Source organism: Cryptosporangium japonicum (genome assembly GCF_039524755.1).
Lineage (GTDB): Bacteria > Actinomycetota > Actinomycetes > Mycobacteriales > Cryptosporangiaceae > Cryptosporangium > Cryptosporangium japonicum.
Genome location: NZ_BAAAGX010000007.1, coordinates 16950 through 28537, shown reverse-complemented (window position 1 = coordinate 28537; position 11588 = coordinate 16950). Strand labels below are relative to the sequence as shown.

General features: G+C 74.5%; 13 protein-coding genes. 6 read left to right on the top strand and 7 right to left on the bottom strand.

Annotated elements, in window-relative coordinates; translation table 11 throughout:
* The first annotated feature begins 37 nt into the window (after positions 1-37).
* The 4 genes from ABD437_RS08530 to ABD437_RS08515 all read left to right on the top strand — a co-directional run bounded on the left by ABD437_RS08530 (position 38) and on the right by ABD437_RS08515 (position 3999).
* A complete protein-coding gene (locus ABD437_RS08530; RefSeq protein WP_344648211.1) occupies positions 38-736 on the top strand; it encodes an ABC transporter ATP-binding protein in 699 nt (232 codons plus the stop codon).
* Complete coding sequence (locus tag ABD437_RS08525) at positions 733-2340, top strand: FtsX-like permease family protein (RefSeq protein WP_344648210.1); 1608 nt, start codon at positions 733-735, stop codon at positions 2338-2340. Before ABD437_RS08530 ends, ABD437_RS08525 begins: the two co-directional genes overlap by 4 nt.
* Before the next feature lie 365 nt (positions 2341-2705).
* Positions 2706-3089 (top strand): ABC transporter permease, encoded by a 384-nt coding sequence (locus ABD437_RS08520; protein WP_344648549.1) that lies wholly within the window; start codon positions 2706-2708, stop codon positions 3087-3089.
* 94 nt (positions 3090-3183) lie between these two features.
* Entirely contained in the window at positions 3184-3999 is an 816-nt protein-coding gene (locus ABD437_RS08515) for an alpha/beta hydrolase family protein (RefSeq protein WP_344648209.1), read from the top strand.
* Here ABD437_RS08515 and ABD437_RS08510 read toward each other — a convergent pair.
* Entirely contained in the window at positions 3983-4741 is a 759-nt protein-coding gene (locus ABD437_RS08510; protein WP_344648208.1) for a class I SAM-dependent methyltransferase, read from the bottom strand. The genes ABD437_RS08515 and ABD437_RS08510 overlap by 17 nt on opposite strands.
* Positions 4742-4769: 28 nt before the next feature.
* Complete coding sequence (locus ABD437_RS08505; RefSeq protein ID WP_344648207.1) at positions 4770-6377, bottom strand: FAD-dependent oxidoreductase; 1608 nt, start codon at positions 6375-6377, stop codon at positions 4770-4772.
* A 67-nt stretch (positions 6378-6444) separates the two neighbouring features.
* Between ABD437_RS08505 and ABD437_RS08500 the strand changes: the two genes are divergently transcribed.
* Positions 6445-7026 carry a helix-turn-helix domain-containing protein gene (locus ABD437_RS08500; protein WP_344648206.1) on the top strand — a complete coding sequence of 194 codons (582 nt, stop codon included), beginning with the start codon at positions 6445-6447 and terminating at the stop codon, positions 7024-7026.
* On the opposite strand, the gene ABD437_RS08495 is transcribed toward ABD437_RS08500, so the two are convergent.
* Complete coding sequence (locus ABD437_RS08495; RefSeq protein ID WP_344648205.1) at positions 7023-7382, bottom strand: winged helix-turn-helix transcriptional regulator; 360 nt, start codon at positions 7380-7382, stop codon at positions 7023-7025. The two genes, ABD437_RS08500 and ABD437_RS08495, sit on opposite strands and share 4 nt — an antisense overlap.
* A gap of 51 nt (positions 7383-7433) precedes the next feature.
* Between ABD437_RS08495 and ABD437_RS08490 the strand changes: the two genes are divergently transcribed.
* On the top strand, positions 7434-8006 hold the full coding sequence (locus tag ABD437_RS08490; protein ID WP_344648204.1) for a Rossmann-fold NAD(P)-binding domain-containing protein: 573 nt from the start codon (positions 7434-7436) through the stop codon (positions 8004-8006).
* Here ABD437_RS08490 and ABD437_RS08485 read toward each other — a convergent pair.
* The 4 genes from ABD437_RS08485 to ABD437_RS08470 all read right to left on the bottom strand — a co-directional run.
* On the bottom strand, positions 8003-8818 hold the full coding sequence (locus ABD437_RS08485; RefSeq protein ID WP_344648203.1) for a thioesterase family protein: 816 nt from the start codon (positions 8816-8818) through the stop codon (positions 8003-8005). The genes ABD437_RS08490 and ABD437_RS08485 overlap by 4 nt on opposite strands.
* A gap of 7 nt (positions 8819-8825) precedes the next feature.
* Positions 8826-9794 (bottom strand): tryptophan--tRNA ligase, encoded by a 969-nt coding sequence (gene trpS, locus ABD437_RS08480; RefSeq protein ID WP_344648202.1) that lies wholly within the window; start codon positions 9792-9794, stop codon positions 8826-8828.
* A gap of 147 nt (positions 9795-9941) precedes the next feature.
* Entirely contained in the window at positions 9942-11042 is a 1101-nt protein-coding gene (locus tag ABD437_RS08475; protein ID WP_344648201.1) for an epoxide hydrolase family protein, read from the bottom strand.
* On the bottom strand, positions 11039-11588 hold a 550-nt coding region (locus tag ABD437_RS08470), incomplete at its 5' end, for an FAD-dependent monooxygenase (RefSeq protein WP_344648200.1). The genes ABD437_RS08470 and ABD437_RS08475, both read right to left, overlap by 4 nt.

The window sequence follows — 11588 nt, the reverse complement described above, 5'->3', positions numbered from 1 at the left end:
CGCGTCCGCGGGCACGGCGCCCCTACCGTCCCGGGCCATGACCACTGAGCCCCTCATCGCGCTGCAGCACGTCACCCGACGCTACGACAGCGGCCCACCGGCGCTGGACGACGTGTCGCTCACCGTCCGCACCGGCGAAGCCGTCGCGATCCTCGGCCCATCCGGCTCCGGCAAGTCCACGCTGCTCAACCTCGTCGCCGGCCTCGACAAACCCACCGAAGGCACCGTCACCGTCGGCGGCACCCGCGTCGACACGCTCAGCGAAGCCGCCTCCGCACGCTACCGGCGCGCCCGCGTCGGGCTGGTGTTCCAGTTCTTCAACCTGCTCGACGACCTCACCGTGTTCGACAACGTCGTGCTGCCCGCGCAGCTGGCCGGCAACGCCCGCGGCGAGACGACCCGCCGCGCCACCGAGCTGCTCACCGCGCTCGGCATCGACCGGCACGCCCGCGCCTACCCGGGCCGGTTGTCCGGCGGGGAACGGCAGCGCGTCGCGGTGGCCCGGTCGCTGATGAACCGGCCCGCGCTGCTGCTCGCCGACGAACCCACCGGCGCGCTGGACACCGCGTCCGGCGCCGAAGTGCGGCGGCTGCTGACCGGCCTGCACGCCGACGGGCAGACGATCGTGCTGGTCACCCACGACCGGACCCTCGCCGCCGAGTGCGCCACCCGCACGATCGAGGTCGTCGACGGGCGGATCGCCACCGACACGGCCGTGAGCGCGGCCACCCGATGAGTGCCCTGAGCCGGGTCGTGCGCTCCGGAGTGCAGCGCCGCTGGGTGCAGACCGTCGTCATCACGCTGGCCACCGCGGCCGCCGTCACCGCCGGGCTGCTCGGCGCGGGACTGCTGGTGGCGTCGAACGCGCCGTTCGACCACGCGTTCGCCGCCCAGCACGGCGCGCACCTGACGGTGCTCACCGACCCCGCGAAAGCCACCACCGCGCAGCTGACCGCGACGAGCGACACCGACGGGATCGCCGAAGCGGCCGGCCCGTTCGGAGTCGGGCAGGTCATGATGTTCCCCCCGATGCCGACGCCACCGGGAGCGCCACCCGCGACCGACCGGATCCCCGAGGACGCCCGCGGCCCCGTCATCCGGGTCGCCGCGCGCACCGGCCCGGGCACCGGCGTCGACCGGATCACGCTCCTCGAGGGACGGTGGGCGTCGAAACCCGGCGAGATCGTGCTCGGCAGCGGCAGCAGGTTCCGGGCCCCGGTCGGCACCACCCTCACGATGGGCCCGGCCGGTGCGCGCACCGACGTCACGATCGTCGGGTTCGCCCGGTCGGTCAGCGACACCGCGGACGCCTGGACCACGCCCGCCGGGCTCACCGCCCTGAAACCACCGTCGCTCGGCTACCAGATGCTCTACCGGCTCGACGACCCCGGCGCGGTGACCGACGCCCGCGACGCGGTCACCGCCGCGCTGCCCGGCGGCGCCGTGGCCGCCACCCAGAACTGGATCGCCGTCAAGAAGGAAGCCAACACCCGGACGTCGCTGTTCGTGCCGTTCCTGCTCGGCTTCGGCGGGCTGAGCCTGCTGCTGTCGGTGCTCGTCGTCGGCACCGTCGTCGCCGGCGCGGTGGGCTCCACGACCCGCCGCATCGGCATCCTCAAAGGCCTCGGATTCACCCCCGCGCAGGTCGTGCGGGCCTACGTGGCGCAGGCCCTCGTCCCGGCGACGATCGGCGCGGTGCTGGGCCTCGTCGCCGGGAACCTCATCGCGGTGCCGCTGCTGGCCGACGCCCAAGATCTCTACGGCACGGTGTCGCTGACGATCGCCCCGTGGGTGGACGTCGTCGTGCTGACCGGTGTGCTGCTGGTCGTGACCGTCACCGCGGCCGCGGCCGCCGGTCGCGCCGGACGGCTCAAAGCGGTCGACGCGCTCGCCGTCGGGCGCACCCCGGCCGCGCGACGCGGACAGTACGCGGCGCGGGTCGCGGCCCGCCTGCCGCTGCCGCGACCGGTGTCGATGGGGCTCGCGCGGCCGTTCAGCGCCCCGGCGCGCGCGACCGCGATGGTGGTCGCGGTCGCGTTCGGCGCCGCCTCGGTGACGCTCGCGTCCGGGCTGGCCACTCGCTCGCCCGCATCCAGGTCGCCGCCGACCACTCCGGCACCGACGTGGTCGTCGACGGGTTCCGCGAGGTCGCCGGCGGACCCCCCGAAGAGAGCACCGTCGACGTGGACCCGGCGAAGGTCACCGCCGTGCTCGACGCCCAGCCGGGTACCGCGCACTGGACGGGCATCACCGAGACCGACGCCGTCGTGCCCGGCATCCGCGGCGGCACCACGCTGGTGCGGTACACCGCGCACCCCGGGTGGGCCGGGTACGAGCTGATCTCCGGACGCTGGTTCACCCGCACCGGCGAGGTCGTCGTCCCCACCGAGCTGCTCACCGCCACCGACCGCGAGCTGGGCGACACGCTCACCGTCACCGCCGGCGGCACGAGCACGACGCTGACGATCGTCGGGAAGGTGTTCGACCCCGGCAACAACGACGGTCAGCTGCTGACGCAGGCCGCCCCCGGTGCACGGCCGACCCGGTGGCAGCTGGCGGTCACCGACGGCACCGACCCCGACGCGTACGCCACGTCGCTGCAGGCCGCGCTGGACCCACTGGGCCTCGGTGCGCACGTCGAGGGCAGCGGCGGCGCCGACGAACTCGTCGTGGTCATCGACGCCCTCGCCGGGCTGCTGACGCTGATGCTGGTCACCGTCGCCGGGCTCGGTGTGCTCAACAGCGTCGTGCTCGACGTGCGTGACCGGGTGCACGACATCGGCATCCTCAAGGCCCTGGGCATGACCCCACGGCAGACGCTGCTGTCCGTGCTCTCGTCGGTCGCGCTGATCGGCCTGGTGGGCGGGGTGATCGGGGTACCGGCCGGGGTGTGGCTGCACGGGGTGCTGGTGCCGGCGATGGGGCACGGCGCGGGCGTGGAACTGCCGCGGATCGTGCTGACGGTGTTCGGGCCGGTGCAGCTGATCGGCATCGCGCTCGGCGGGCTCGTGCTGGCCGGCGCGGGCGCGCTGCTGCCGGCCGGCTGGGCGGCGAAGACCCGCACGGCGACCGCGCTGCGCACCGAGTAGCGCACCGAGTAGCGCACCGGGTAGCCGAACGGCTGGCGGCCGCCCGCGCATCGGTGGCAGCCGCCCGCCGCCGGTGCCCGGTTACGCTCCGGCGGTGACCGATCCCTTGATCACCGACCCCGATCCGCGGCGGCACCCACCGGCGGTGACGCAGGTGTTCACCGTGCCCAGCGCCGGGCTGGACCTGCTCGGTGTCCTGCACCGCCCGGCCGGTCCGGGGCCGCACCCGGCCGTGGCGGTGCTGCACGGCTTCCCCGGCAACGAACGCAACTTCGACCTGGCGCACGCGCTGCGCCGCGCCGGGTACGCGTCACTGGTGTTCCACTACCGGGGCGCGTGGGGCAGCCCGGGCCGCTTCACCTGGGCGCACGTCCAGCAGGACGCGGCCGCCGCGGTGGCGGCGCTGCGCGCCGACCCGGGCCTCGACCCGCACCGGATCGCGCTGGTCGGGCACAGCATGGGGGGTTACACCGCGCTGCGCACCGCGGCCGCCGACCCGGGCATCCGGGCCGTGGCGTCGCTCGCCGGGTTCGACTTCGGTGCCGCCGCCGCGGAGGTCCGCGCCGACCCGGCCGTGTACGCGGCGTACGTCGACGGGTTCGCCGGGGACATCGCGCCGCTGGCCGGCACCAGCTCCGCGGCGCTGATCGCGGAGCTGGCGACGATCCCCGACCGCCTCACCGCGCTCGCGCCGGCCCTGGCCGACCGGCCGGTGCTGCTCGCCGCCGGCGACCACGACACCGCCGCCCCACCCGCGGTGCACCACGAACCGCTGGTCGCCGCGCTCCCGCACGCCGTGGACCACCGGTGGCCCACCGACCACGCGTTCTCCGACCACCGGGTCGCGCTGGCCCGCGCGGTCCTCGCGTTCCTCGACGCGGCCCTGCCGCCGGCTACGGGCGGGGCGTGACGAACGCGACGGCTTCGCCGCGGCCACGCAGCACCCCGCCCGCGCCGTCGATCGCGGTGCTCAACTCGCTCAGCAACGCCGCCCGCTCGGGGCCGGGCAGCAGCTGGTGGTCGCTGAACGTGGCGATCAGCCCCACCCACTGCGCGGTCGTGAACGACAACTCCCACCGGTAGACGCGCGTCTCGGCGGGCCCGAACCCCGGCAGGCGGGGTTCGTCGCGGTCCTCGCCGAGCGCCGCCGACGCGTGCGTGTGCACCCCGGTGTACCGGGCGTACACGCCGTCCAGCAGCGCCAGCGCGTCGGCGTCGAGCACCGCGTAGGTCCACGACCGCACCAGGGTGCCGCCGGGACGCAGCACCGCGGCGGCCCGCTGGGCGCCGCGCACCGGGTCGATCCAGTGCCAGGCGTTGCCCGACGTGACCAGGTCGAACCGGCGCCCGGCGTCGTCCCAGGTCTCGAAACCCGCGACCTCGACCGGCACGCCGTGGGAGCGGGCCACCGCGGCCATCCGCGGATCGATCTCGACGCCGAGCACGTCCAGGCCGGCCCGGCGCATCGGCACGGCGAGCTTGCCGGTGCCGCACCCGACGTCGAGCACGGCCGCCGGGGCCAGCGCGACCAGGTCGGCGAGGAGCTCCGGTGGGCACACCGGCCGGTACCGGTCGTAGTCCGCGGCGATCGGCCCGAACGATTCGGCGCGGTTCCGGTCGGTGTGGCGGGGACGGTCCGCGGGGCGTGTCACCCGTTCGACGGTACCCCGCGCGGCCCGGTCACCGGCGGCGCAGTTTGACGGTGTTGTCGACGTGGTGGATGGTGCGCCCGTCGGGGAACGTGCGGGTGCGTTCGTGCTCGTCGACGACGAGCACCTCCCAGTCGTCCTCGGGCAGGTTCAGCGACGCGATGACCTCGTGCGGCGAGGGCAGCGGGTGCCCGCCGTGCCCGTGCTGGTGCTGCTCGTTCTCGGGGGCGTTCTCCCAGTGCGGTGCCCCGGAGTGCCCTTCGATCAGCAGCACCCCGCCGGGCGCGACCGCCGCGGCGGCGCGACGCAGGATCGCCTCGCGCGGCATGTCGCCCCAGGAGTGCAGGAACTGCGCCGACACCAGGTCGAACTCGCCGTCGGGGAAGGAGACCGCCAGGTTGTGGCGCTGGAAGTCGATGCGGTCGGTGACCCCGGCGTCGGCGGCGTGGCGCGCGGCCCGCTCCAGGGCGACCGGGGAGATGTCGGCCGCGGTGACCGACCAGCCCTGCCGGGCGAACCACACCGCGTCGCCGCCTTCTCCGCAGCCGAGGTCGAGGACCCGGCCCGGGGGCAGGTCGGCGACCTCCTTGACCAGCGCGGTGTTGGGTTCGCCGCTCCAGATCAGGTCGCTCTCGCGGTACCGCTCGTCCCAGGTGCGTGCCAGTTCGTCCACGTCGTGCACCCTACGATCGCCCTCCGACGAAACCGCCTCCACCGCGGCCCGCGTGTCCCGGGCGACCAGGTCGAAGTTGATCATCGCGCCGGCCATCGTCCCGGCCGCGGCGGCGGCGATCACCTGCCCGGGCGGCATCGTGAGGTTGCCCGCCGCGTACACGCCCGGCACGTCGGTCTTTCCGGTCGGGTCGGCCTTGAGGAACGTCCCGATCGTCACGCCGTCGCGCTGCAGGTCCTCCAGGGCCAGCCCGAGGCCCTCCAGGCCGGCCAGGGACGCGTTCATCGTGGTCGCGGCCACCAGCGCGTCCCGGGTGAACACCCGCGTGCCGACGCGGACCCCGGTCAGCCGGTCACCGTCGGTCTCGACGCCGGTGATCTCGCCGTCGACGACCGCGATGCCGCGGGCGGCCAGCTGGGTGTACTGCTCGTCGGTGGGTTCGGGGCCGGTGTGCCGGAACAGCGTCACGTCGGCGCTCCACTGCCGCCACAGCAGCGCCTGTTCGACGGCGAACGGCCCGGTGGAGATGATGCCCAGCGCCCGGTCGCGCACCTCCCAGCCGTGGCAGTACGGGCAGTGCAGCAGGTCGCGGCCCCACCGCTCGGCCAGCCCGGGGATCGCGGGCAGCGTGTCGGTGACGCCGGTGGCCAGCAGCAGCCGGGCCGCGCCGAGCACGGTGCCGTCGTCGAGCGTCACCCGGAAGGAGTCCCCGTCGGGTTCGGCCGCCGTGACCCGGGCCGCGACCACGGTCACCCCGTAGGACTCGGCTTCCTTGCGGCCGGCCGCGGCGAGCTCGGCCGGTGGCATGCCCTCGCGGGTCAGGAAATTGTGCACGCCCTCGGCGGGCAGGTTGCGTTGCTCACCGGCGTCCACCACCAGAACCGATCGGCGGGCCCGGCCCAGGGCCACCGCGCCGGCCAGCCCGGCCGCGCCGCCGCCCACCACCACTGCGTCGTATGTCGTCATGACCGGAAGGATGCCCACCGCCTCGCCGAAATGACAAACATTCTTGCCGGAGTGGCAAACTGGGGTGATGAGCGACGACTTCGATCCCGTCCTGACCGCCGTCGGCCCGCGGCTGCGTGCCCTGCGCGCCCAGCGCGGCACCACCCTCACCGACCTGTCCGAAGCCACCGGCATCTCGGTGAGCACGCTCTCGCGGCTGGAGTCCGGGCAGCGCAAACCCACCCTCGAACTGCTGCTGCCGCTCGCCCGGGTGCACCAGGTGCAGCTCGACGAGCTCGTCGGCGCCCCCACCACCGGCGACCCGCGGGTGCACCTGCGGCCCTACACCGTGCACGGGCGCACCACGATCCCGCTCTCGCAGCACCTCGGCGGGTTGCGCGCGTACAAACAGGTCATCCCGCCGACGCCGGCCGGGGTGGACGTCACCGAACAGCGTGTCCACGAGGGCTACGAGTGGCTCTACGTGCTGTCCGGGACGCTGCGGCTCATCCTCGGCGAACACGACCTGACCCTCGGCGTCGGCGAAGTCGTGGAGTTCGACTGCCGCACCCCGCACGCGATCAGCAATCCCGGCCCGGCCGCCGCCGAGATCCTCGCCCTGTTCGGCCCCCAGGGCGAACGGCTGCACGTCCGGGCCCGGCCGGCCTAACGCGCGTCGAACACCGCCCGCGCCTCGTGCACCTTCGGCAGGTTCTCGTCCGCCCAGTCGGCCAGACCGGCGAACAGCGGCGCGAGGCTCTGCCCGAGCGGCGTGATCTCGTACTCCACCCGCGGCGGCACCTCCGGGTGGTAGGTGCGGGTCACCAGCCCGTCACGTTCGAGCTGACGCAGCCGCTGGGTCAGCACCTTCGGCGTGATCGAGCTGAGCCGCCGCTCCAGCTGCACGAACCGCTGCCGCCCGTAGGTGTGCAGCGCCCACAGGATCGGCGTGGTCCACCGGCTGAACACCAGGTCCACGGCCGGAGCGATCGGGCACGCCAGTTCCGGGTCGTCGGTCTCGATCATGGATAGCCACTTTCCTCTAGGTACCTACTGTCCACCATCACCGCGGCCGGGGTGAAGCGGATCGTGCTGCTCTCCTCGCAGGCGGCACGTACCCGGCCGGCCGCGCCGTCGCACGCGCGCCTCGCCGCCTACGAGGACGCCCTGCGCCGCACCGCGGCCGAGTGGACGCTGCTGCGCCCCGGCGGGTTCGCGTCCAACACGTTCGCGTGGGTGCCCTCGGTGCGTGCCGCCCGCACGGTCGCGGCGCCGTTCGCCGACGTGGCGCTGCCGGTCGTCGACCCGGCCGACATCACCGCCGTCGCCGCCGCGGTCCTCACCGGCGACGGGCACGCCGGCCGCGCCTACGAGCTCACCGGCCCGGCGGCGATCAGCCCCCGCGGGCAGGCCGCCGCCCTCGGAGCGGCGCTCGGCGAGCCGGTGCGGTTCACCGAACTGACCCGCGCCGACGCCCGGGCCGCGATGCTCGGGTTCATGCCCGGCCCGGTCGCCGACGGCACCCTCGACATCCTCGGCCACCCGACCCCCGACGAGCAGCGGGTCAGCCCGGACGTCGAACGGGTGCTGGGCCGCCCGCCCCGCTCCTACACCGACTGGGCCGCCACGCACGCCGCCGCGTTCCGCTAGACCCGGTCGGCGGGGGCGCGGTCGGCGGGGGCGCGGTCGGCGACCAGGAGCGTCTGCAGGATCCGTCCGCAGTCACCGGACTGGTCGTCCAGCCGCCCGGTCGCCAGCCCGGATCCGCCCGGGCTGGCGACCGTCTCGGCCCGCAGGCACAGCCACTCACCGACCGGGTCGCGGTGCAACGCCACCGTCACGTCGGTGTTGATCACCAGCCGCCGCACGAAATCCAGTTCGGAGCCGACCGCCCAGTTGGTGTCGGCGATCGTCAGCGCCCGGGTCAGCGGCGTGTCCTCGGCGTCGGCGATCAGCGGGATCCGCTGCCGCCCCCACGCCTCCCCGGGCCCGGCCTCGGTGAACCCGCCCCCGGACACGAACCGCCACTCCATCGCCGACAGGTACCCGGCGACGTGCGCACCGGCCGCCATCGGCGGTGGCGTCTCCACCGCGGGCAGCGGCGACGCCGGCGGCCCGGAACGCAGCGGCGGCGTGTCTCCGGGCGCGGCCAGCACCCGCCACGCCCGCGCCGTCATCACGGTGCGGCCCGCGGCGCTGATCTGCGCGTCGAGCAGCTCGGTGCGTGCCGTCGAGCTGACCGTGGTGACCGCCACCGACAGCTCGGCGACCGGCACCGGCCGCGGGATGTCCAGCGTCACGCGCGCGATCCGGAACCCCTCCCGCGGCGCGTGCCGTTGCATCACCGCGCCGATCAGCCCCGAGGGCGGCCCGGCGTGCTGGAGCTGCGCGCTCCACGGCCCGGCCGTCGCCGTGCTGCTCTCGAACCGACCGTCACCCAGGTCCCGGTAGAACGCGTCCACAGCAGTATCAATACGCCATGCCCATGGCGGTGCGCACCTCCGCGAGCGTGGCCTCGGCCACCGCGCCGGCGCGCTGCGCCCCGGCCCGCAGGATGCCGCGCACGAATCCCCGGTCGGCCGCGTAGGACGCGCGGCGGGCCCGGATCGGCGCGAAATAGGCGTTGACCGCGTCGACGACGACGTTCTTCAGCGCCGCGGCACCGCCGGACCCGACGTCGGCGGCGACCGACTCCGGGTCGCGGTCCAGGCACAACGCCGCCAGCAGCACCAGGCTCGACACCTCCGGGCGGGTGTCGGGCCGGTAGGTGATGTGCCGCTCGGCGTCGGTCTTCGCGCCCCGGATCAGCCGCGCGGTCTCGTCCGGGCTCGCGCCGATCGCGATCGCGTTGCCGCGGCTCTTGCTCATCTTCGTCCCGTCGGTGCCCAGCAGCAGCGGCGCCGCCGACAGCAGCGCCTCGGGCACCGGGAACACCGGCGCGTACCGGTCGTTGAACCGCCGCGCGATCGTGCGGGTCAGCTCCAGGTGCGGCAACTGGTCCTGCCCGACCGGCACCAGCGTCGACTTGCCGAACAGGATGTCGGCGGCCTGGTGCGCCGGATAGGTGAACATCACGCCGTTCACCGCACGCCGGGACTGGGCGATCTCGTCCTTGACGGTGGGGTTGCGTTCCAGCTCGGACACCGAGACCAGGCTCAGGAACGGCAGCAGCAGCTGGTTGAGCGCCGGCAGCGCGCTGTGGGCGACGATCGTCGTCGACGGGTCGATCCCGGCCGCCAGATAGTCCAGCACCAGCCCTTCGACGTGCCCGGGCAGGTCGCGGGCGGCGTCGCGGTCGGTGAGGACCTGGTAGTCGGCGATCAGCACGGTCAGCTCGGCGCCGTCGCGCTGCAGCAGCACCCGGTTGTGCAGGGTGCCGAAGTAGTGCCCGAGGTGCAGCGGCCCGGTCGGCCGGTCGCCGCTCATCACACGGTCCATCGGGTAACAGTCCTCTCGCAGAAAAAGGGGGACCGTCGATGGACAGCAGACAGGGCCGTTCGCACCGAACGGCCCTGGGTGATTCGCACGTGACTAGGCGCCGCTCCTATCCGGAGCGCCACCAGGCCACGCACGCACGATGCATGGTCACAGGGTACTGAAGAACGCGCGGATGTCCGCTACCAATAAGTCCGGCACCTCGAGGGCGGCGAAGTGCCCGCCGGTGTCGAAGTCGGTCCAGTGGGTGATCGTGTTGCGCTGCTCGGCGAACCGGCGGATCGCCATGTCCTCGGCGAACACCGCCACCCCCGTCGGCACCGGCGACTTCTCCGCCGGGTGCGACCCCGCCGTGTGCAGCACCTCGTAGTACAGGTTCGCCGACGAGCCGGCGGTGCCGGTCAGCCAGTACACCATCACGTTCGTCAGCAGCCGTTCGCGGTCGACGGGGATGCCCTCGCCGTGCGTCCACTCGTAGAACTTCTCCACGATCCACGCCAGCTGCCCGACCGGTGAGTCGTGCAGCCCGTAGGCGAGTGTCTGCGGTCGGGTGGCCTGCTGCGTGAAGTAGCCGTTGCCTTCGCGCCGGTAGCGCCGCGACAACGCCAGCCGCGCCCGCTCCGGCGCGGTGAACGAGTCGTCGGGCTCCACCCGCCCCGGCGCCATGAACCCGGCGGTGGCCGCGTTGACGTGCACCCCGGCCACGTTCCCGGGGTGACGGCGGCCCAGCGCCGGTGCGATCACCGCCCCGAAGTCGCCGCCCTGCACGCCGTACCGCGGGTAGCCCAGGCGTCCCATGAGGTCGGCGAACGCGTCGGCGATCCGCTCGATGCCCCAGCCCGGCCCGGACAGCGGCCCGGAGAACCCGAACCCCGGCAACGACGGCACCACCAGGTGGAAATCCTCGCGGAGCGGGCCGAGGACGTCGAGGAACTCCACCACCGACCCGGGCCAGCCGTGCACCAGCAGCAGCGGCAGCGCGTCGGCGCGGGGTGAGCGCACGTGCAGGAAGTGCAGGCGCTGCCCGTCGATGTCGGTCGTGTACTGCGGGTGGGTGTTCAGTTCGGCTTCCGCGGCTCGCCAGTCGTAGCCGTGGGCCCAGTAGCCGGCCAAGTGACGCAGGTAGTCCACGGGGACGCCGCGCTGCCAGCCGGGGCCGGGCAGCGACGGGGTCCAGCGGGTGCGGGCCAGACGGTCGGAGAGGTCGTCGAGGTCGGTGCCGGGGACGTCGATCCGGAACTCCGCGATCATGCGTCGACGGTAACCAGCTGCCCCGAGGCCGTCAGCAGATCGACCAGACCCCGCGGGGCGTCCGCGCGGAAGCACACCGCGAACATCGCCGCCGCCTCGGCCGCGGTCGCGGCGGCCCGTGGGAACAGCAGCTCCTCGTAGGCGCCCAGCGCCGCCTCGGGGTCGGTCGGGTGGCCCACCAGCGCCGCGGCGAGCTCGGCGCCGTCGAGCATCGCCTGGTTCGCCCCGTCGCACGCGAACGGCGCCATCAGGTGCGCCGCGTCGCCCAGCAGCGTCACCCCGGGGGTGCGGGGCCAGCGGTGCCCGGCCGGCAGCGTGTGGATGCCGCGCGCCACCAGCGGGCCCCCGGCCTCGGCGATCAGCGACCGCAGACCGTCGTGCCAGCCCGCGAACGCCGCCAGCAGCTCCGCCCGCACGTCGCCCGGCGCCCACCCGTCGGGTGCGGCGAGCACCGCGTGCACCTGGAGGCTCCCGTCGGCGTCCCGGTGCCCGATCAGGCCGCGCCGCTCACCGAGGGCGAGCAGCAGCCCGGGCCCGGCCACCGCG